The sequence below is a fragment of the Micrococcus lylae genome, assembly GCF_900163825.1.
In the GTDB taxonomy this organism is placed as follows: Bacteria; Actinomycetota; Actinomycetes; order Actinomycetales; family Micrococcaceae; genus Micrococcus; species Micrococcus lylae.
Genome location: NZ_FUKP01000050.1, coordinates 18034 through 39075 on the forward strand (window position 1 = coordinate 18034; position 21042 = coordinate 39075).

Consider the following 21042-nt stretch of genomic DNA (forward strand, 5'->3'; position numbering starts at 1 on the left):
CCGATCAGCCCTTCCGACGCGGGCGCCGCATCACCGTCTTCATCGCCAGGGTCTGCAGCGCCCCCTGGACCTTGGCGGTCACCGCGTCGGACCCCTGCGGCAGGCGGAGCATGCCCTCCTGCGCGACCGTGGCCACCAGCTCCCCGTCTCGGGTGAAGACGTGCCCCTGGCCGAGGCCGCGCGAGCCCTGGGCGGACGGGCTGGACTGGACGTAGAGCAGCCACTCGTCGACGCGGGCCGGACGATGGAACCACATGGAGTGGTCCAGGGAGGCCACGGACATCTTCGGCTGGGTCCAGGCCAGGCCGTGCTGGCGCAGGACGGGCTCCAGGAGCGTGTAGTCGGAGGCGTAGGCGAGCGCCGCGCGGTGCAGGTTCGGGTCGTCGGCCAGCCGGGTGAAGGTCCGCATCCAGACCATGTTCGTGTTCGTACGCTCGGCGGCGGGACTCACGTAGACGGCCGGGGCCACGTGGCGGATGTCGAAGGGCCGGGCCCAGGCCCACTCCTGGGCGATGGGGTGGCGGATGTCGCCGAGCAGGTCCGCAGTGGTGGGCAGATCCTCCGGGGCGGGCACGCCCTCCGGCATGGTCGCCTGGTGGTCGACGCCGTCTGCCGGCGCCTGGAAGGAACAGGTGAGGGTGAGGATGGCCTTCTCGTCCTGGCTGGCGAGCACGCGGCGGACCGAGAAGGAGCGGCCGTCGCGGACCCGCTCCGCGGTGAAGGTGATGGGCTTCAAGGCGTCGCCCGGGCGCACGAAGTAGCCGTGCAGCGAATGCGCGTCCCGGCCGGGCTCCACCGTCCGCGCGGCGGCGGCGAGGCACTGGCTGAGCACCTGGCCGCCGAACACGCGACCATGGGCCTGTTCTGGAGTGATGCCGGTGAAGCGAGCATCGCCGGTGAGCGGATGGGCAGCGGCCTCCTCCAGCTCCAGCAGGCCGCGGAGCATGGCGGTGGGATCGGCCGGGGCGGTGTCCGGACGCACCAGGCCGTGGCGCAGGGGGCGCCGGGCCGGCGAGCCCTGGTTGCCCTCGTGGTCGGGCTCCGGTCCTTGTCTCATGCGTCTTCCTCCTCGGCGCGGTACGGTACCAGCGGTACTGCTCGGCTGCGGCGCGTGGCGGGCCCCGGAAGCCGGAGCCGCCCTGCGACAATGACCAGTATGACTGAGCAGCGCCGCCCCGGAGCCGGATCCGAGATCCATGCAGACCCGTCCCGCCTGACCCTCACTTCGGATGCGGCGGTCGCGGACCTGGAGCAGTTCGCCACACGTGCGAAGAAGGTCTCGGACACCGGCATGCGCCTGCAGCTGATCGGCCCGGCCGCGGAGGGGAAGGACGCCGTCCTCGCCCAGTGGGTGAACGTCATGGCACCGCGTGGACTCGGCGACGAGGTGCCCACGATCCTCGGCCTGCGCACCGTCCCGGTCGCGTCCGCCGAGCACGCCGATGACCTGGACGCGACCGTGCCGTTGGCCGCGGTCCTCGAGCGCACCGCGCGGATGAAGGACTCGGGGCCGGCCGGCGGAGTGGACCGTACCTTCAGCGTCCCGCCGTCCCGGGAGAACCAGCCGTGGACTGCCCTGACGCCGCCGCGCGCGGGCTGGACCCAGGTCGCCGAGGTCGCCCACAAGGACCTCATCATGGTGGCCAAGGACGGCATCACGGCCATCCGACAGGCCCTGCCGACCAACCCCGGGGACGCCGTGGTCCAGCGTCTGCGCGCAGCCGTCTGGGGCCAGATGCTGGGCGAACCGGCCGTAGTCCCTTCCGGATGCGCCTTCGCAGCCTTCGCTCTCGGCTTCCTCCCGCCGGAAGGCCGCGCCCGCGTCCTGCAGTCGGGGCCGTGGACGCGCATCGACACCACCGGCGGCTTCGTCCTCCACAGGCCCGCGGTCGCCCTCTGACCCGCCGGCCGTGAGCCTCACCGCCGCCTCGCCGGACGCCTTCCGGCACTTCCCGACGACGGACCCCGCCCCGTCCACCCCGGTGGTGGGCCGGTGCCGCTCAGGCGGGGGAGTCAGGCCGCTCAGGCGGAGTTGACCATGGAGTGCGCGGCGCGCTCGAGGTAGTCCCAGAGCTCGGCCTCCTGCAACGGGGCCAGGTCCAGGGAGTCCACGGCGGTGCGCATGTGGCGCAGCCAGGCGTCTCGGGCCGCGAAGTCCACCTTGTAGGGCATGTGGCGCATGCGCAGCCGCGGGTGGCCGCGCTGCTCCGAGTAGGTGCGCGGGCCGCCCCAGTACTGCTCGAGGAACAGGCGCAGGCGCGCCTCGGCGCCCTCCCAGTCGTCCTGCGGGTACATCGGCGCCAGCAGCGGGTCTTGGCGGACGTTCTCATAGAACACCTTCGTCAGCTGTGCGAAGGTCTCGTGGCCGCCCACGGCCTCGAAGAAGCTGGTGGCCTGTCCGGGGGCCGCCGGCGCCGAGGCCGCCGCGGACGGGGTGGCGGCGCGGTCGGCGGTGGTCGGGGCGCCGGCAGCGGGCCGCATCGACGGCGGGAACAGTTGCGGCGTGTCCCCGGAGCGCGCGGCGGGGCCCGCGTTCCGCGCGGCGACCTGCTCGGCGCCGGTGGGCAGGTCCTCCCGCATGACCGGCTCGACCTCGGTGGGCCGGTCCTTCATGCCGGTCACCTGGGACGGGCGGTTCGCCGGACGCGGACGGGCGACGGCGATCGGCGCGCCCAGGCGGGAGGAGAACTCCGGCAGGTGCGGCATCTGCCGCGGTGCCTGCGGGGCCAGCTCCACCGGGAAGTTCAGGGAGTTGGCGATGAAGCAGTCGCGGTGGGCCGGGGCGTGGAGGCCGTCGGCCTGCTCGCGCTGGGCCTCGTCCGCCAGCCACACCTCGGGGCGCAGCGTGGCAGCGGTCATCCGGCCTGCACCGGAGGAATCCACCTCCAGGGTGCCCTCCACCGCCACCGTCATGCCGGTGACGACCACACCGGCGGCGGTGGCGTAGTGCAGGTAGGACAGCGTGTGGCACTGGGCCAGCGCGCCGAGCAGCAGCTGCTCCGGGTTCCACCGGGACTCGTCACCGTGGAACGCCCGGGCGGAGGAACCGGAGATCTCGCCCGGGCCGGCGGCCTGCAGCGTCACGTCACGTCGGTAGTCCCTGTACCCGGACGTGCCGGAGCCCTGGTTGCCGGTCCACTCTGCACGGAGGCTGAACTGGTGCTTCATGGCGTCCAGCCTAGTGGCGGTGAACCGGCAGCAGAGCCGGTGCACGGACACAGAGGCCAGCGGCCCGGCACGATCGCTTCTGCCGGGCCGCATCGTCCTTCAGACGACGGCCATCCGCCTCAGGCCTGGCGCGCCTTCAGCGCACGGGCCATGTCGTCGCGGCACTCGGCCACCACACGGGCCAGGCCCGCGTTGGACCCCTTGACCGCATCCACCAGGGTGGTGGCGCGGTCACAGGTCTGCTGGGAGACCTGCGAGGACGGGAAGCCCAGGGTCGCGGCGGTCTCAGCCATCTCGTGCGAGCGGGAGCTCCACACGCCCTCGATGCCCTCGAAGTACTTCTCCGCGTACTCGGCGATCAGGGCCGGGTCGTTGACGCGCTGGAAGCCCAGCAGCACCTGGCGCTGGGTGGTGTTGGACAGTGAGCCGTCCACGACCTGCTTCCACGCCTCGGCCTTGGCCTCGGCGGTCGGGACGGCGGCGCGGGCCTGGGCGGCGGCCAACGCGCCGGTCGCCGTCGGGTCCTCGGCCTCGGCGGCGGCGATCTCCGCCTCGCCGGCGCGGCCGCCGGCCACCAGCGATGTGAGCAGCTCCCACTTCAGGTCGGTGGACAGATCCAGGCCCGGCACCTTCACAGAGCCGTCGTGGATGCCGGCCACGGTGTCCAGCTGGGCATCGGTGCGGGCGTGCAGGGCCAGGGCCTTCACGAACTGCAGCTGGCTGTCCGAGCCGGCTTCGGCGGCCTGCACCAGCTCCCAGAGACGGTCCGCGGCGGCGGCGCGGGCCTCGGCGGCCTCGTCCTCAGGCACATACTGGCCCAGCGAGGTGGCCAGCTGACGCAGCAGGGTCTGCACCACGGAGGAGTCCTTCTCGTGGCCGATGTTCGCCAGCACCAGGTCGGCGAACCAGCGACCCGAGGCCTCGCCGTCGCGGGTGGTGTCCCAGGCGCAGGACCACAGCAGGGTGCGCGGCAGGGACTCGGCCACGTCCTTCAGGCCGGTGGCGGCGACGGCCCAGGATTCGGTGTCCAGGCGGATCTTGGCGTAGGCCAGGTCGTCGTCGTTCGGCAGGATCACGGCCGGACGCCGGGAGCCGATGGCGTCCGCCACGCTGGTGCGCTCCCCGGCGACGTCCAGCTCATGGCGGGCCACGCGGGTGAGCTTGCCCTCGGCGTCCACGTCGTAGAAGCCGACGGCCATGCGGTGCGGGCGCAGGACCTGGTCGCCCGGGGCCAGAGCAGAGCCGTCCGGGGCGGTCTGCACCAACTCCAGCGACGTGATGGCACCGGACCCGTCGGTCTCCACCTCGACGGCGATGGTGTTCACCCCGGAGGTCTCCAGCCACTGGGCGGTCCACTCGGACAGGTCGCGGCCGGAGGCCTTCTCCAGCTCGACCATGAGGTCCGGCAGCTCGGTGTTGGTCCAGGCGTGCTTGGCGATGTACGCGCGGACGCCGGCCATGAAGTTCTCCTGGCCGACCCAGGCGACCAGCTGGCGCAGTACGGAGGCGCCCTTGGCGTAGGTGATGCCGTCGAAGTTCACCAGCACGTCGTCCAGGTCCCGGATCGGGGCCTTGATCGGGTGGGTGGAGGACAGCTGGTCCTGGCGGTAGGCCCAGGACTTCTCCATGGAGTTGAAGGTGGTCCAGGCGCCGGTGTACTTCGTGTTCTCGGCGGCGGCCAGGGTGGACATGAACTCGGCGAAGGACTCGTTCAGCCACAGGTCGTTCCACCACTTCATGGTCACCAGGTCGCCGAACCACATGTGGGCCAGCTCGTGGAGGATGGTGATGGCGCGGCGCTCGACCATGGCCTCGGGCACGGTGGAGCGGAACACGTAGTTCTCCAGGAAGGTCACGCAGCCGGCGTTCTCCATGGCACCGGCGTTGAACTCCGGCACGAACAGCTGGTCGTACTTCTCGAACGGGTAGGGGTGGCCGTACTGAGCCTCGAAGAACTCGAAGCCCTGGCGGGTCAGCTCGAAGATGTTGTCCGCGTCCAGGTGCTCGAACAGGGAGGCGCGGCAGAACACGCCGAGCGGGATGGTGCGGCCGTCGGCGCTGGTCAGCTCGGAGTGGGTGGACTTGTACGGGCCGGCCACGAGCGCGGTGATGTAGGAGGAGATCCGCGGGGTGGGGGTGAAGGCCCAGGTGGCGGTCTCTCGGCCCTGCGCGTCGGTGCCGGCGGCGGTCGGCTCCGGGGTCGGCTGGTTGGACACCACGGCCCAGTCGGCGCGGGCGGTGACGGTGAAGGTGAAGGTCGCCTTGAGGTCGGGCTGCTCGAACACGGCGAACATGCGGCGGGAGTCCGGCACCTCGAACTGGGTGTAGAGGTACACCTCGTCGTCCACCGGGTCGATGAAGCGGTGCAGGCCCTCGCCGGTGGTCATGTAGTCGGCCGCGCCGGCCACCACGAGCTCGTTCTCGGCGGACAAGGGGCCGACCTTCACGCGGGCGCCGTCGTAGTCGGCGGCGTCCAGCTCCTCGCCGTTGAGGGTGACCTTCGGGGCCTGGGTGGAGACGAAGTCGATCCAGGTGTGGGTGCCGACGGCGTCGTCGGCGGCGGTGAAGCGGACGGTGCTCACGGAGCCGAAGCGGTCGCCCGGCAGGGTCAGGTCCAGCGCCACGTCATAGGACTGCACCTCCACGGCGGCGGCGCGCTCGGCGGCCTCCTCGCGGGTGATGTTCAGGCGTGCGGCAGTCGACACAGGTGTCCTCCAGTAGGGGTGGTGAATGGTGCGACGGGTGAGGCGCGGGGCGGGTGTGCCCGCGGTCACGATCCGGAGCCATTGTGCCACCTGTGCGTCGCGGGGGCCGAGACGCCGGGACGGCGCCTCCCGCGCACGGCCGACCGTGGGACCCGACTACCCTGGAAGCCGGGCCACGACGCCCGGTGCGCCTCCCCGCGGGAGGCGCGTGCCGTCGTCGTGGGTCCGGCCCGTCCGCCACCCGCCCTTCAGGAGGACCTGAGCATGCGCGTCCACATCGCCACCGACCACGCCGGGATGGAGCTGTCCGCCCACCTGGTGAAGAACCTGACCGCCGCCGGCTACGAGATGGTGGACCACGGTCCGCAGGAGTACGACGCCCTGGACGACTACCCGGGCTTCTGCATCAACGCCGCGAAGGCCGTCGCCGCCGAGCGCGCCGAGGGCAAGGACTCCCTGGGCATCGTCCTGGGCGGCTCCGGCAACGGCGAGCAGATCGCCGCGAACAAGGTGGAGGGCATCCGCGCCGCCCTGGCCTGGAACCTGGACACCGCCAAGCTGGCCCGCGAGCACAACGACGCCAACGTCGTGGCCGTCGGCGGCCGCCAGCACTCCATCGAGGAGGCGACCGCTCTGATCGAAGCCTTCCTCGTCGAGCCGTTCTCCGAGGACGAGCGCCACGTGCGCCGCATCGGGAAGATCGCCCACTACGAGACCACCGGAGAGGTGCTGATGTGAGTGCCTGAGGGGCACTCTCTCCACCGACTCGCCCGCCAGGTCCAGGACGTCTTCGGCGGGCAGGCTCTGCGCGCGAGCTCGCCGCAGGGCCGCTTCGCGGACGGCGCCGCCCTCCTGGACGGGCAGGTGCTCGAGCGCGCTTGGGCGCACGGCAAGCACTTCTTCGCCGACTTCTCCGGAGGGCTGACGCTCAACGTGCACCTCGGCCTGTACGGTGCCTTCTCTTTCGGCGGGGACGAGACCTTCGCAGCTGCCTCCTCCATCGGGGCTCCCCGGAGGATCGGGGAGCGGGAGGTCTCCTCCAGGCTTCCCGACGACGGCCCCTCGCCGTCCGCCGCCGTCCCGCCTCCGCCTGCGCCCACCGTGCGGCTGCGCCTGGTGTCCGCCCATGGGTGGGCCGACCTGATCGGGGCGTCGACGTGCCGCGTGCTCACGCCCGCGGAGGTCCTGGAGGTCACCACGAAGCTGGGCCCGGACCCGCTCAACGACGACGACCCGGCGCCGTTCCTGCAGCGTGCCGGGAGGACGCGGCGGCCGATCGGCGCTGTCCTCATGGACCAGGCGATGGTTGGCGGCATCGGCAACATCTACCGGGCCGAGTCCCTGTTCCGGGCGGGCATCGACCCGTGGCGGCCGGCGAAGGACGTGGGGGAGGAGGGTCTGCGCGGCCTGTACGAGGACAACCGCCGGCTGCTGCGCGATGGCGTGCGGCTCGGGCGGATCGTCACCACCCGCGCCGAGCACAGGCCGGGCGTGCCGGCCGAACAGGCCTGGCCGGAGCACGCGAACTACGTGTATCAGCGGCAGGGGCAGCCATGCCTGGTCTGCGGCGAGGACCGGATCGTCGCCGAGGACATGGCGAACCGACGGCTCTACCGGTGCACGGTCTGCCAGCGGTGACCGTGCGGCGTCAGAGCCGGTGACGGCCGCGAGCTGCTCGGGCCTTGCCGCCGGGCATGATCAGGTGACGGTGAGCAGCAGCGAGGCGAGGGCTGCGATGATCATCGAGTTGAACAGGAATCCGACGACTGCGTGCTCGCGCACCGTCGTGCGGGCGGCGCGGCCGGAGAACTCGACGTCTTGGGCGCCCATCATCGTGGACAGCGTCAGGGACAGGGACACATAGTCCGAGAACACCGGGGCGTCGGAGCCGTGGAAGCGGATCGGCGGCGCGCAGGACTCGCCCGCGGCCCGTGGCCGGTCAGGATCGTGCTGGGCTGCGAGCCGGGCGTAGCGCAGCGCCTGGGCCAGGACGATGCTCGTCCAGGAGGACAGGACCGTGGCCACGGCGAGGAACCGCATGGCCGGGATGTCGCGCACCTGAGGTATCCACATCGAGACGACGACCACGATCATGGCCATCATCGAGAAGGTGGCCGTGTTGCCCAGCGTGCTCGCCTCTCCCCGCAGCCAGGCCCGCCAACGGACCCTGCCGCCGGACTCCTCCGGTCCCCGGGAGTTCGTTCGCAGCAGCTCGTGCAGGCCGACGGAGTCACGTCGACCGAGCCAGCGGTGCAGGACCACCGCATCGAGCAGCGAGTAGAGGGTCCACATCAGTCCGAGCGTCATCAGGGCGGACAGCCCGTAGGAGCGACGGTCCTCGTCCATGCCGATCACGTCGCCGAGCGGAGTGCCGATAACCAGCACGCTGACGCCGATCGCGACGAAGGCCGCCGTCATGGACAGCACGGTCGACCGCCAGGTGTCGTCCTCCAGGACCTTGCGGCGCCACGGGCGCATCCCAGAGCCGGTCGCCGTGCCCCGCCGCGTCTGCTCGTTCTTCCCCATGGTGACCATCCTGCACAGAGGGGGCACCGCAGCGGAACACCCGGGTGGGGGCTGGCCACGGACGAACACAGGGCCCGGTCCGAAGACCGGGCCCTGCGTGAATCTGGAGGGGATGACGGGAATCGAACCCGCGTAACCAGTTTGGAAGACTGGGGCTCTACCATTGAGCTACATCCCCACGGCGCCGCCCTCTCAAGCGGAACGGCGTCCACACTAGCACGTGCCGCCGGTGCTCCGAGGCACCGCGGCCCAGGATGGAGGCGCGCCATGAGCATCCTCGACCGTATCCTGCCCCGACGCCCGTGGCAGGAGCGTCGCTCCCGTCCCGGCGCACTGCCCCTGGCCGGCGCGCGCGTCCTCATCACCGGCGGAGGCTCGGGCATCGGCCGTCTCATGGCCCTCGGTGCCGCCGAGCGCGGGGCGGCCCAGGTGATCGTCTGGGACGTGGCCGCCGAGTCCGCGGAGGCCGTCGCCGCTGAGGTGCGGGTGCGCGGAGCCGAGGCGCTCGCCGTCGCCGTGGACGTCACCTCCACCGACGCCGTGGCCCAGGCGAGCAGGCAGAGCCCGGAGGTGGACGTCGTCGTGAACAACGCAGGCGTGGTCACCGGTGCCCCGCTGACCGAGGCGACCGAGGCAGGCATCCGCCGCACCTTCGAGGTCAACGCGCTCGCCCCGTACTGGGTCACCCGCGCGTTCCTGCCGGGCATGGTGGAGCGCAACGCCGGCGTGGTCGTCACCGTCGCCAGCGCCGCCGGCCTGGTGGGGGTGGCGCGCCAGACCGACTACTCCGCCTCCAAGCACGCCGCCGTGGGCTTCGCCGAGTCCCTGCGCGCCGAGCTGCGCAAGGCCGGCAGCGCGGTCCGGTCCCTGGTGGTGTGCCCGTTCTACATCGACACCGGCATGTTCGCAGGAGCGCAGACGACGGTGCCGTGGCTGCTGCCGATCCTGGAGCCCCAGCATGTGGCCACCAAGGTCCTGGACGCGGTCGAGTCCAGCGCCCAGCAGCTGTTGCTGCCGCCGGCCGCGCACGCCCTGGCTCCGCTGCGGGTGCTGCCGATCCGTGCGTTCGACGCCGTCGTGGACATGCTCGGCGTCAATGCCACCATGGACGGCTTCACCGGCCGCGCCGGTGCCGCCGAGCCCGTCGCCGCAGACCGGGCTGCCGACGAGCAGACGTCCCGCACCGGCCGCTGACGGCTCCCGAGCGCCGTGGGGCCGCTGCCGGGAGTGCATCGCGGACATTTTCCCTGTGACGGCGCGGCACGGTAGTCTGGCTCAGTCTGCCGACCGGCAGGCTGCGTCAAGGACGTCATGCCTCTGGCGGGACGGACCGGGTCCACCCGCGTCCCGCAGGCGATCCGGGGTGTAGCTCAGCTTGGCTAGAGCGCGCGCTTTGGGAGCGTGAGGCCGCAGGTTCAAATCCTGTCACCCCGACTCTTCCCTGACATTCCGTACAGACACCGACCCCTACAGGAGCCATCCGTGGTCAAGACCACCGCAGAGAACCTCAGCCCCACCCGCGTGAAGCTGGCCGTCGAGGTCCCCTTCGAGGAGGTGAAGCCGGCTCTGGACAAGGCGTACAAGGACATCGCCGATCAGGTCCAGATTCCGGGCTTCCGCAAGGGCAAGGTGCCGGCGCGTCTGATCGACCAGCGCTTCGGCCGCGAGGTCGTCGTGGACACCGCCGTGAACGAGGGCCTGAACACCTGGTTCCAGCAGGCCGCCGCGGAGGCCGAGGTCACCCCGATCTCCCGTCCCGAGGTCGACGTCACCGGCACCCCGGGCGCCCAGGGCGAGGACCCGGTGACCTTCACCGCCGAGTTCGACGTCCGCCCGGAGATCGAGCTGCCGGACTACAAGGGCCTGAAGGTCACGGTCGAGCCGTCCGCTGCCACCGAGGAGGACGAGAAGGAGGCGCTGGACCAGCTTCGCGCCCGCTTCGGCACTCTGAAGGACGTGGACCGTCCGGCCGCCAAGGACGACTTCGTCACCATGGACCTGACCGCCACCGTCGACGGCGAGCAGGTCGACGCCGCCGAGGGCCTGTCCTACCAGGTCGGCGCCGGCACCATGCTCGAGGGCATCGACGAGGCCCTCGACGGCTTGTCCGCGGAGGAGGACGCCACCTTCGAGACCACCCTCAACGGCGGCGAGCACGACGGCGAGAAGGCCACCGTGAAGCTGGTCCTCAAGGCCGTCAAGGAGCGCGAGCTGCCCGAGGTCGACGACGAGTTCGCCCAGCTGGCCTCCGAGTTCGACACCGTGGCCGAGCTCAAGGAGGACCTGAAGAAGCAGGCCGCCGAGGCCGCGCAGAACCGTCAGGGCGTCGAGGCCCGTGACAAGGTCCTCGAGGAGCTCGTCAAGCTCGTCGAGGTGCCGGTCCCGGACGCCGTGATCGCCGAGCAGCTGGAACAGCACTTCAACTCCCAGGGGCACACCGCCGGTGACGACCACGACACCGAGGAGCACCGCGCCGAGCTCGAGCAGAACACCCGTGAGGCGTTCAAGAACGAGGTCATCCTCGACGCGGTGGCGGACGCCGAGGAGGTCTCGGTCGACCAGGGCGAGCTGATCGAGTACATCATCGCCACCGCCTCCGAGTACGGCATGGACCCGAACCAGTTCGCCATGATGCTGGACCAGGCCGGTCAGGTTCCGATGATCATGGGCGAGGTCCGCCGTCGCAAGGCGCTGGCCAAGGTGCTCGAGTACGCGAAGGTCGAGGACACCGACGGCAAGGCCGTGGACCTCACCGCCTTCGTGACCCCGGGCGGCCAGGAGGCCGTGGACGCCGCCGAGGCCGAGAAGGCCGAGGAGGAGAAGCCGGCCAAGGAGGACGAGGGCGAGAAGAAGGCTCCGGCCAAGAAGCCGGCCGCCAAGAAGGCCTCGGCCAAGAAGAAGGCCGACGAGAAGGACGCCTGATCCGCGTGGTCCCCTCGGCGTGAGGGGACGAGGCCGAGACGCACGGCGCCGCACCACCCGTACGGGAGGTGCGGCGCCGTCGTCGTGCGGTGTCCGCCCCGGCGACCGCGGGCGCGTCGCCGCGGTGGCCCCGGGCGCCCACCATGCGCCAACAGCGAAATGGTCCGCCGTGCCCCCACGGGCGCGGCACGGATGAGTAGGCTCGAGCCAGATACCGGGCCTGCGTCCGCCCCTGAGGGAGCGGTCGGCAGAGCCCCACCCGGCAGGCCAACAGGAAGGCACCCGTGATGACGGACATCACCCCCCGGATGCAGTCGGTGGACCCGGCGCAGCGCGAGGACTACATCTACAACCGTCTGCTCAAGGAGCGCATCATCTGGCTCGGCTCGGATGTGCGCGACGACAACGCGAACGCCATCTGCTCGCAGATGCTCCTGCTCTCCGCGGAGGACCCGGAGAAGGACATCTACCTCTACATCAACTCCCCGGGCGGCTCCGTGACCGCCGGCATGGCCATCTACGACACGATGCAGTTCATCCCGAACGACGTCGTCACCGTGGCCACCGGCCTCGCCGCCTCCATGGGCCAGTTCCTGCTCTCCTCGGGCACCAAGGGCAAGCGCTACGCGACCCCGCACGCCCGCGTGCTGATGCACCAGCCCTCCGGCGGCATCGGCGGCACCGAGTCGGACATCCGCATCCAGGCGCAGCTGATCCTGCACATGAAGAAGGTCATGTCCGAGCTCACCGCGGAGCAGACCGGCCAGTCGGTCGAGACGATCCTCGAGGACAACGCGCGTGACAAGTGGTTCACCGCGCAGGAGGCCCTCGACTACGGCTTCATCGACCACATCGCCGAGCGCTCCACCGCCGTCTCCGGCGGCGGAGGCATGCAGGCCTGAGGCCACGCCCGCGGACCCACGACCTTCCAGGAGACACAGTCATGAACCACTTCACCGCCGGGCTCCCGACCGCGAAGCCCTCCCAGCCCACTCCGGATGCCCGCTACATCCTCCCGCAGTTCGAGGAGCGCACCCCGTACGGCTTCAAGCGCCAGGACCCCTACGCCAAGCTGTTCGAGGACCGCATCGTCTTCCTCGGCTCGCAGGTGGACGACGCCTCGGCCGACGACGTGATGGCGCAGCTGATCGTGCTCGAGGCCATGGACTCCGAGCGCGACATCACCCTGTACATCAACTCCCCGGGCGGTTCCTTCACCGCGATGACCGCCATCTTCGACACGATGCAGTTCATCCGCCCCGAGGTGCAGACCGTGTGCCTGGGCCAGGCCGCCTCCGCCGCCGCCGTGCTGCTGGCCGCCGGTGCGCCGGGCAAGCGCCTCGCGCTGCCGAACGCCCGCGTGATGATCCACCAGCCGGCCATGCAGGGCGACCGCGGCACCGCGACCGACCTCGAGATCCACGCGCAGGAGATCAACCGCATGCGTGTCTGGATGGAGGAGACCCTCGCCTCGCTGACTGACAAGTCGGCCGAGGAGGTCTCCCGGGACATCGACCGTGACAAGTTCCTCTCCGCGCAGGCCGCGCTCGAGTACGGCCTGGTGGACGAGGTGCTGTCCTCCCGCAAGATCACCCGCCCGTCCGCCTGACCGGCGTCCGGGCGGGACCGGCCGGTCCCGCTCGGTGCGGGAGACCACGACGACGGCCCCGGGCCGTGCGCTGCCGGTGCACGGTCCGGGGCCGTTGCGATTCGCTGTCGTGTCCGGACCGGGTCGTATCCTGGTTCGTACGCGTGGAGCCCTGTGGCTCCGTTGCCGGACCGGTGAGGTCCGCGCCGCACACGTCCGGCCCCGACCCGTTGGGCCCGGACCCGCACACTGCAGTCAGACCCGGAGGAGTCCCGTTCCATGGCACGCATCGGAGAGAGCGCCGATCTGCTCAAGTGCTCGTTCTGCGGCAAGAGCCAGAAGCAGGTCCGCAAGCTCATCGCGGGGCCCGGTGTGTACATCTGCGAGGAGTGCATCGAGCTCTGCAACGAGATCATCGAAGAGGAGCTCGGGGAGGTCAGCGAGTCGGACGAGATGGTCCTGCCGACTCCGCAGGAGATCTTCGACCACCTCGGCCGCTTCGTGATCGGCCAGGAGAACGCCAAGCGCTCCCTCGCCGTGGCCGTGTACAACCACTACAAGCGGGTCCGGAGCCCGCAGTCCAAGGGCACGGAGTCCGCGGACCGCTTCTCGGAGCGGACGGACCTCGCGGACGTGGAGGTCGGCAAGTCCAACATCCTCATCGTGGGCCCCACCGGCTCAGGCAAGACCTACCTGGCCCAGACCCTGGCCCGCCAGCTGAACGTCCCGTTCGCCGTGGCGGACGCGACCAGCCTCACCGAGGCCGGCTACGTGGGCGAGGACGTGGAGAACATCCTCCTCAAGCTCATCCAGGCCGCGGACTTCGACGTGAAGAAGGCCGAGCAGGGCATCATCTACATCGACGAGATCGACAAGATCTCCCGCAAGTCCGAGAACCCGTCGATCACCCGTGACGTCTCCGGCGAGGGCGTGCAGCAGGCACTGCTGAAGATCCTCGAGGGGACCGTGGCCTCCGTGCCGCCTCAGGGTGGGCGGAAGCACCCGCGCCAGGAGTTCCTGCAGATCGACACCACCAACGTGCTGTTCATCGTGGCCGGCGCCTTCGCGGGACTCGAGGAGATCATCGGCTCCCGCGCCGGACGCAAGGGCATCGGCTTCGGTGCGCCGCTCAGCCATCTCGGGGACGGCGAGACCTCCTACGCGGACGTCCGCCCCGAGGACCTGCTCAAGTTCGGCCTCATCCCGGAGTTCATCGGCCGCCTGCCTGTGATCACCGCGGTGGAGGACCTCACCCACGACCAGCTCGTGAAGGTGCTCACCGAGCCGAAGAACGCGTTGGTGAAGCAGTACCAGAAGATGTTCCTCATGGACGGCGTGGACCTCGAGTTCGATGACGACGCGCTGGACGCCGTGGTGGAGCTGGCCGTGGCGCGAGGCACCGGCGCCCGCGGCCTGCGCTCGATCATGGAGGACGTCCTCAAGCCCGTCATGTTCGACCTGCCCTCCCGGACGGACATCGGTGCCGTGGTGATCACCGGGGACGTCGTCCGCGACGGCGCCGAGCCCACGCTGATCACGGCGGACGTCGAGCGTTCCCGCCGGGACGAGTCCGCCTGACCAGACCGAAAGACGCCCGCCCCGGGGCCGGTCCGCCGGCCCCACGAAGGAAGGACCCCCGCATGACCGAGAACACCCCCACCGTCGGCTTCTACTTCGACCCGACCTGCCCGTTCGCCTGGATCACCTCCCGGTGGATCCTGGAGGTGGAGAAGGTCCGTGACGTGAAGGTCGAGTTCAAGCAGATGTCCCTGTACATGCTGAACGAGGGCCGCGACCTGGACCCGGACTACCGCAAGCACACCGACGCCGGCCTCGTCCCGGGCCGCGCCACCATGCACGTGCGCGAGACCTACGGCCCCGAGGCCCTGGCCGACTGGTACACCGCCCTGGGCACCCGCATCCACAACGAGGGGGACAAGGACTACCCGGCCGTGCTGCGCGCCGCCGCCGATCAGCTCGGCCACGACGCGGACGCGATCCTCGCCGCCACCGAGTCCGACGCCCTGGACGCGAAGCTCCGCGAGGCCCAGAAGGAGGCCGAGGACCTCGTGGGCAACGACGTCGGCACCCCGGTAGTGGCCTTCGACGGCGTCGCCTTCTTCGGCCCGGTCCTCACCCGCATCCCGCGCGGCGAGACCGCCGGTGAGATCTTCGACGCCTCGCTGGCCCTGGCCCGCTACCCGTACTTCTACGAGATCAAGCGCGCCCGGGACACGACGCCGCAGTTCGACTGATCGACGCGCGCCCGGCCTCTCCGGGGCCGCCGCTCGGCGGCTGGCGGCGCCGCCCGGTGCGAGTGCCGGCACGGCGCGGACGTCCGGCCCGTGCCATGAGGACGGCCCCGTCACCTCGAGGAGGTGACGGGGCCGTCGTCGTGCCGCGTGCGCTCCCGAGACACCTTCCGGGAACGTGCGGCGCGGGTCAGGCGTCCTCGGCCGGGGCCAGCTCCACGTCCGAGACGGTCAGCGGCGCGGACTCGCCGGCGGCGCCCTCAGTGAGGGTGAGGTCGGCGATGTTGCCGGCCGCCTTCAGGTCCGCCAGGCCACGGCGCAGCTTCTCGAGCCACTCGGCCGGGCCGGTCACCACGGCCGAGCGCACCTGAGTGCGCTGCTTGACCTTGGCCTCGGACTTGGACTTGCGCACGCCACCGAGGACCTGCGCCACGGTGGGCAGGACCTCGGCGTCGCCGGCGGAGGCGGCGGAGGACAGGGCGGCGGCCTCGTCCGCGGCACCCGGCCACGCGGCGGTGTGCACGGAGCCGGCCCGCCACCAGCTCCACACCTCCTCGGTGGCGAACGGCTGGAACGGTGCCAGCAGGCGCAGCAGGGCGTCCAGGGTGGTGGCCAGCGCAGCCACTACGGACGCCTGCTCGGCCTCGCCCTGGCCGCCGTAGGCGCGGTCCTTCACCAGCTCCACGTAGTCGTCCGTGAAGGCCCAGAAGAACTGTTCGGTGACAGCGAGGGCACGGGCGTAGTCGTAGGCCTCGAACGCCCGGGTCGCCTGCTCCACGGTGGCCGCCAGGCGGGCCAGCAGGGAGGCGTCCAGCGGGTTGGTGACGGCCGCGGCGTCCTCGGCCGAGCGGATCACCGAGGACTCGGTGGCGCCCAGGTTGAGGACGAACTTGGAGGCGTTGAGCAGCTTGATGGCCAGGCGGCGGCCGATCTTCATCTGCGCCACCTCGTAGGCGGTGTCCGCGCCGAGGCGCGCAGAGGCGGCCCAGTAGCGCACGGCGTCCGAGCCGAACTGGTCCAGGATGTCGGTCGGGACCACCACGTTGCCCTTGGACTTGGACATCTTCTTGCGGTCCGGGTCCAGGATCCAGCCGGAGAGTGCGGTGTCCGTCCACGGCACGGAGCCGTTGAGGGCGTGGGCGCGCACCACGGTGGAGAACAGCCAGGTGCGGATGATGTCGTGCCCCTGCGGACGCAGATCGAACGGGAAGACGTTGGTGAAGAACGCCTCGTCCCGAGACCAGCGGCCCACGATCTGCGGGGTCAGCGACGAGGTGGCCCAGGTGTCCAGGACGTCCGGGTCGCCGGTGAAGCCGCCGGGGACGTCGCGCTGGTCCTCGGAGAAGCCCGGGGCGGCCTCGGCGGCCGGATCCACGGGGAGCTGGTCGTCGGCCGGGAGGATCGGGTTCTCGTAGTCCGGCTCGCCCTCGGCGTCCAGGGGGTACCAGACCGGGATCGGCACCCCGAAGAAGCGCTGGCGGGAGACGAGCCAGTCACCGTTGAGGCCCTCGACCCAGTTCTCGTAGCGATGCCGCATGTGCTCCGGATGCCAGGCCAGCTCGCGGCCGCGTTCGATGAGCTCGGCGCGGCGGTCGGCGTCGCGGCCGCCGTTGCGGATGTACCACTGGCGGGAGGTCACGACCTCGAGCGGCTTGTCGCCCTTCTCGTAGAAGTTCACGGCGTGCATGATCTTCTTCGGCTCGCCGTCCAGCAGGCCGGCCGCGGTGAGCGCGTCCACCACGCCCTGCTTGGCGGAGAACACGGTCTTGCCGGCCACGGTGTCCGCGTAGGCCTGTCGGCCGGCGTCCGTGGTGATCCACTCGGGGGTGTCGGCGGCGAAGCGGCCGTCGCGGCCGATCAGGGTGCGGGTCGGCAGCTGCAGCTCGCGCCACCAGGTGACGTCGTTGAGATCGCCGAAGGTGCAGACCATGGCGATGCCGGAGCCCTTGTCCGGCTTGGCCAGCGGGTGCGGGAAGACCTCCACCTGAACGCCGTACAGCGGGGAGGTGACGGTCGTGCCGAACAGGTGCTGGTAGCGCTCGTCGTCCGGGTGGGCGACCAGGGCGGAGCAGGAGGCCAGCAGTTCGGGGCGAGTGGTCTCGATGAAGACCTGCTCACCGTCGGCGGCCGTGAAGGCGTAGCGGTGGTAGGCGCCGGGGACCTCGCGGTCCTCGAGCTCGGCCTGGGCCACGGCGGTGCGGAAGGTGACGTCCCACATGGTGGGGGCCTCGGCCAGGTAGGCGTCACCCGAGGCGATGCCAGCCAGGAAGGCGCGCTGGGAGACGGCGCGGGAGACGTCGTCGATGGTCCGGTAGGTCATGTCCCAGTCGACGGACAGGCCGAGGCGGGTGAAGAGGCCCTCGAAGACCTTCTCGTCCTCCACGGCGAGCTCCTCGCAGAGCTCGATGAAGTTCTTCCGGGAGACCACGTCCCAGTCGCGCTGGTTCTTCGCCGGCCTCTCCGGCGGGCGGTAGCCCTCCACGTACGGCTTGGCGGGATCGCAGCGGACGCCGTAGTAGTTCTGCACGCGGCGCTCGGTGGGCAGGCCGTTGTCGTCCCAGCCCATCGGGTAGAAGACGTTCTTGCCGTTCATGCGCTGGTAGCGGGCGAGCACGTCGGTCTGCGTGTAGGAGAACACATGGCCCACGTGCAGGGAGCCGGAGGCGGTCGGCGGCGGAGTGTCGATGGAGTAGACCTGTTCGCGCGTGGTCTCCGGGTCGAACGCGTAGGTGCGCTCCTCGGCCCAGCGGGCGGTCAGCTTCTCCTCGAGGCCCTCCAGGGCGGGGCGGTCCGGGACCGAGACGGTGCGTGCCTCGGCGGTCGCGGCGGTGGTGGACTCGGTGACGGGCGTGTCTGTGCCCGGGGTCTTGTCAGCCATGCGGTCCATCCTGTCATGTGAGCGCCCGTCCCGACGGCGACGCCTCGCCCTGGCAGGCAGGCTCACCCGCGTAGGCTGTGGCCATGACCACCGTCCGCGAGTCCCAGGAGTCCGCCGTGCAGCAGTCCTCGGTGCAGAAGTCGCCCGTGCAGCAGTCCTCGTCCTCCTCCGCCCGCGGCGCCGTCGTCTCCGGCGCCACCACCGGCATCGGCCGGGCCACCGCCCTCGAGATGGCCCGCCGCGGCTGGCGCGTCTACGCCGTGGGCCGCCGCGCCGAGCGGCTTGAACAGCTGCAGGCGCAGGGCGTGGAGGAGGACGTGCCGGGCCTGCTGATCCCGTGCGCGCTGGACGTGACCGATGCGGACGCGGTGGCCCGTCTGGCGGAGCGCGTGACCGAGGACGGTGGCGCGGACACCCTGGTGAACATCGCCGGCGGCGCCCGTGGCACGGACGCGGTGGGCGACGGCGACCTGGAGCAGTGGGAGTGGATGTACCGCGTCAACGTGTTGGGCACCCTGACCATGTGCAAGGCGTTCCTGCCGATGCTGCGCGCCCACGGCGAGGGCACCGTGCTCAACCTGACCTCCACCGCTGCTGTGACCGCCTATGAGGGCGGCGGAGGCTACAACGCGGCGAAGATGGGCCAGCACGGTCTGACGGGGGCGCTGCGCCTGGAGGAGGCCGAGCACAATGTGCGCGTGATCGAGGTGCTGCCCGGCATGGTGCACACCGAGGAGTTCTCCCTCATGCGCCTCGGCGGCGACCAGGCCGCCGCGGACAAGGTCTACGCCGGCGTCGAGAAGCCGCTCACCGCCGAGGACGTCGCCGAGGTGTGCGTCCACGCTGTCGAGCTGCCGCACCACGTGAACCTGGACCAGATCGTTCTGCGTCCCGTGGCCCAGGCCGCCCAGCACAAGGTGATCCGCAAGGGGTGAGCCCCGGGGCTGTGCGCGGGGGCTGCTCGGCGGGTGCTGTGCGCGGGGGCTGCTCGGTGGGTGCTGACCAGGTACACGTGCCTTCGTTCCGATCCAGAGCGTGCGTCGCGTGCTCCGAATCGGAACGAAGACATCGGTGCCGGCAACCCCGCCGTCCCTGAAGACTTCGATCCGATCGGGAGCATGCGAGAGGTGCTTCGCATCGGATCGAAGTCATGAAGCACGGGAACGACGTCATGAGACTCCGGGCCCAGCGATCACCGTCGCGCCGTCCGGGGCACCCCCGCTCCGTCGAGCAGTCGGCGTAGCCGAGCAGGATCCTGCACATCACGCCAGGTCCAGTGCAGGACGTGGGAGCACACACGCTGCAGGCGGATCTCCCGATCCTGCTGCCGGCGCAGATAACGCCGCCGTTCCTCGGCATTCGCGTGCGCGTCCACGTCGTACTTGCCGATGCCGTCGAACTCTCCCACGATGCCCCGCTCCCGCCAGAGACTGTCCACGCGTGCGATGAACCCGTCGGCATCGGACACGGCGACCTGCAGCTCAGGCACCTCGAAGCCGAGTTCGATCATCCGGCCGCGGCTGACGGACTCTCCAGCAGACTCGGCCAGGGGCGAGGCGTGTTTCCAGTCCTGCTTGAGGCGTCGCCCGGCGGCCCGTGTCGGCGCCAGCTCGACGGCGGACGTCACGACGGCGTCGGCCGTGATCGTTGCAGGCACCGAACCGTGGGGGACACGTCTGTCTTCAGGGGGCGGCGGAGCCTGCCCGACAAGCAGTCCTGACTCGTCCACGCCTCGAAAGGCGAGGGCGTCCAGAACGGGCAGCGACTCGCTGGCCGTCGTCTCCTTCAGCCCGACAGCGAGGGCCGGTGCAAGGGACTCCGCCGTGGCCTCCCCGATGACCGTGCCGTCCGAGAGTGTGACGGGCAGACGGACGGACGGTCGATCCTGTTCGTCCTCGCTCCGGACCCGGTATCGATGGCGGACCGGCGTCCACAGTGAAGGATTCGTGCCAGGAAGTGCCGGGGGATCGCCTTCTGCGTCACTGCATGCGGCGTGCAAGCCGGCCATGAGCCTCAGACTGCGCTCCGGGGCTGCGAACGGTTCGATGCGGGGTGCCGGCTTCGCTCGTCCCTGTCCGCGGGCCACCAACTCGACGTGAGGCAGGTGTCTGCCCAGCGGCAGGCCATGGAGCATCAGTGCCGTGGTACCGGTGAGTACAGCGGGGGCAGCGCGACGTGTGCGCACGACGGCCATGATGCAGAACTTCTCCCGGTCCCATCGACGGGAGTTCTGCCAGAGATCCAGCGGTACGTACGCACCGTGGGCCAGGCGTACAAGCTCCCCGCGCAGGAAGCCATTGCGGAGTCGGTCCTTCCACCCGCGTGCAGAGGAGCTTCCGGCGGTCAGAATCGGCGAGCCCGTCTCTGCCGTCGCTTCCGCCCAGGTCTCGCGCCATACCCGTTGTCTCGAGTCCTCGGTGATCAGCAGTGTCATGGTCGGCCTCCTCAGCTGCGGTTCTGCATCGCCGGCATCGTCGGGCCAGTCTTGCCAGAACCAGGAGGCCGCAGTCCCAGAGGCAGGCCGATCTGTGGAGAACTCACGGTGACATGCGGCGTTCAGGGGCCGTCGTCGTACCTGTGGAGGAGAGGACCAGGACGGGGTAGCCTCCTGACGCCCGGCGGGGACACGAAACAGAGCGTGCGAGAGCGGCTCTGGATCGGGTCGATGGGTTCAGGTCCGGTGTCCGCTGCCCACCCAATCCAGCGGCGTCGATCGGAATCGGAGCGCGCGAGAGCGGCTTCGGATCGGAACGAGGCCACAGGGTGCGGGCGTGCCGCAAATCAGGCGTGCTCGTTCCGAAGAAGAGCGTGCGAGGAGTGCTCTGCATCGGAATGAAGGCACGAGGCACCGGAGCGAGGAGTGCTCTGCATCGGAATGAAGGCACAGGGCACCAGAGCGAGGAGGACACCGCGTGCATCCTCTACACTGGTGCGCACAGGCGTCGACCCGGCCATCACCGGCGAGCCTCCGGAAGAACAGGACCGGCACCGCCTCGCTCCCCG

General features: G+C 70.7%; 16 protein-coding genes, 2 tRNA genes and 1 pseudogene. 11 read left to right on the forward strand and 8 right to left on the reverse strand.

What is annotated here, in order from left to right; all coding sequences use genetic code 11:
* Positions 1-4 precede the first annotated feature (4 nt).
* Positions 5-1057 carry an acyl-CoA thioesterase gene (locus FM125_RS07405; RefSeq protein WP_087134159.1) on the reverse strand — a complete coding sequence of 351 codons (1053 nt, stop codon included), beginning with the start codon at positions 1055-1057 and terminating at the stop codon, positions 5-7.
* A 99-nt stretch (positions 1058-1156) separates the two neighbouring features.
* Between FM125_RS07405 and FM125_RS07410 the strand changes: the two genes are divergently transcribed.
* A complete protein-coding gene (locus FM125_RS07410) occupies positions 1157-1900 on the forward strand; it encodes a DUF8185 domain-containing protein (RefSeq protein WP_245829889.1) in 744 nt (247 codons plus the stop codon).
* A 122-nt stretch (positions 1901-2022) separates the two neighbouring features.
* On the opposite strand, the gene FM125_RS12110 is transcribed toward FM125_RS07410, so the two are convergent.
* From FM125_RS12110 to pepN, 3 genes and pseudogenes are all read right to left on the reverse strand, one after another.
* Positions 2023-2481, reverse strand: a complete 459-nt coding sequence (locus FM125_RS12110; protein ID WP_219337035.1) for a globin — start codon at positions 2479-2481, stop codon at positions 2023-2025.
* A 261-nt stretch (positions 2482-2742) separates the two neighbouring features.
* Positions 2743-3261: pseudogene (locus FM125_RS12115) on the reverse strand (OsmC family protein); the annotation flags it as partial.
* Positions 3262-3287: 26 nt separating this feature from the next.
* Complete coding sequence (gene pepN, locus FM125_RS07420) at positions 3288-5873, reverse strand: aminopeptidase N (protein ID WP_087134161.1); 2586 nt, start codon at positions 5871-5873, stop codon at positions 3288-3290.
* Between the two features lie 264 nt (positions 5874-6137).
* Between pepN and FM125_RS07425 the strand changes: the two genes are divergently transcribed.
* A complete protein-coding gene (locus FM125_RS07425) occupies positions 6138-6611 on the forward strand; it encodes a ribose-5-phosphate isomerase (RefSeq protein ID WP_087134162.1) in 474 nt (157 codons plus the stop codon).
* Positions 6612-7511 (forward strand): Fpg/Nei family DNA glycosylase, encoded by a 900-nt coding sequence (locus FM125_RS07430; RefSeq protein WP_087134163.1) that lies wholly within the window; start codon positions 6612-6614, stop codon positions 7509-7511. It abuts the gene before it with no gap.
* A gap of 60 nt (positions 7512-7571) precedes the next feature.
* Here the strand turns inward: FM125_RS07430 and FM125_RS07435 are convergent, their stop codons facing one another.
* Together FM125_RS07435 and FM125_RS07440 are read right to left on the reverse strand one after the other, a co-directional pair.
* Entirely contained in the window at positions 7572-8399 is an 828-nt protein-coding gene (locus FM125_RS07435) for a DUF1345 domain-containing protein (protein WP_087134164.1), read from the reverse strand.
* Between the two features lie 104 nt (positions 8400-8503).
* Positions 8504-8577 (reverse strand) — tRNA-Gly (locus FM125_RS07440).
* Positions 8578-8666: 89 nt separating this feature from the next.
* Here FM125_RS07440 and FM125_RS07445 point away from each other — a divergent pair.
* The 7 genes from FM125_RS07445 to FM125_RS07475 all read left to right on the forward strand — a co-directional run bounded on the left by FM125_RS07445 (position 8667) and on the right by FM125_RS07475 (position 15164).
* Positions 8667-9593, forward strand: coding sequence for an SDR family oxidoreductase (locus tag FM125_RS07445; protein ID WP_087134165.1), 927 nt, complete (start codon positions 8667-8669; stop codon positions 9591-9593).
* Between the two features lie 165 nt (positions 9594-9758).
* Positions 9759-9833 (forward strand) — tRNA-Pro (locus FM125_RS07450).
* Positions 9834-9881: 48 nt separating this feature from the next.
* Positions 9882-11321, forward strand: a complete 1440-nt coding sequence (gene tig / locus FM125_RS07455; protein WP_087134166.1) for a trigger factor — start codon at positions 9882-9884, stop codon at positions 11319-11321.
* A 287-nt stretch (positions 11322-11608) separates the two neighbouring features.
* The gene (locus tag FM125_RS07460) at positions 11609-12223 is read left to right on the forward strand and encodes an ATP-dependent Clp protease proteolytic subunit (RefSeq protein WP_174520639.1); all 615 of its coding nucleotides are present in this window, start codon (positions 11609-11611) and stop codon (positions 12221-12223) included.
* 41 nt (positions 12224-12264) lie between these two features.
* Positions 12265-12930 carry an ATP-dependent Clp protease proteolytic subunit gene (locus FM125_RS07465; protein ID WP_087134167.1) on the forward strand — a complete coding sequence of 222 codons (666 nt, stop codon included), beginning with the start codon at positions 12265-12267 and terminating at the stop codon, positions 12928-12930.
* Between the two features lie 258 nt (positions 12931-13188).
* Positions 13189-14487 (forward strand): ATP-dependent Clp protease ATP-binding subunit ClpX, encoded by a 1299-nt coding sequence (clpX, locus tag FM125_RS07470; protein WP_087134168.1) that lies wholly within the window; start codon positions 13189-13191, stop codon positions 14485-14487.
* 62 nt (positions 14488-14549) lie between these two features.
* Positions 14550-15164 (forward strand): mycothiol-dependent nitroreductase Rv2466c family protein, encoded by a 615-nt coding sequence (locus FM125_RS07475; RefSeq protein WP_067190205.1) that lies wholly within the window; start codon positions 14550-14552, stop codon positions 15162-15164.
* A 187-nt stretch (positions 15165-15351) separates the two neighbouring features.
* On the opposite strand, the gene valS is transcribed toward FM125_RS07475, so the two are convergent.
* Complete coding sequence (gene valS / locus FM125_RS07480) at positions 15352-18039, reverse strand: valine--tRNA ligase (protein WP_087134179.1); 2688 nt, start codon at positions 18037-18039, stop codon at positions 15352-15354.
* 230 nt (positions 18040-18269) lie between these two features.
* Here valS and FM125_RS07485 point away from each other — a divergent pair, with 230 nt between their 5' ends.
* Entirely contained in the window at positions 18270-18974 is a 705-nt protein-coding gene (locus FM125_RS07485) for an SDR family oxidoreductase (protein WP_245232176.1), read from the forward strand.
* Between the two features lie 257 nt (positions 18975-19231).
* Here the strand turns inward: FM125_RS07485 and FM125_RS07490 are convergent, their stop codons facing one another.
* Complete coding sequence (locus tag FM125_RS07490; protein ID WP_087134169.1) at positions 19232-20473, reverse strand: hypothetical protein; 1242 nt, start codon at positions 20471-20473, stop codon at positions 19232-19234.
* Positions 20474-21042 lie beyond the last annotated feature (569 nt).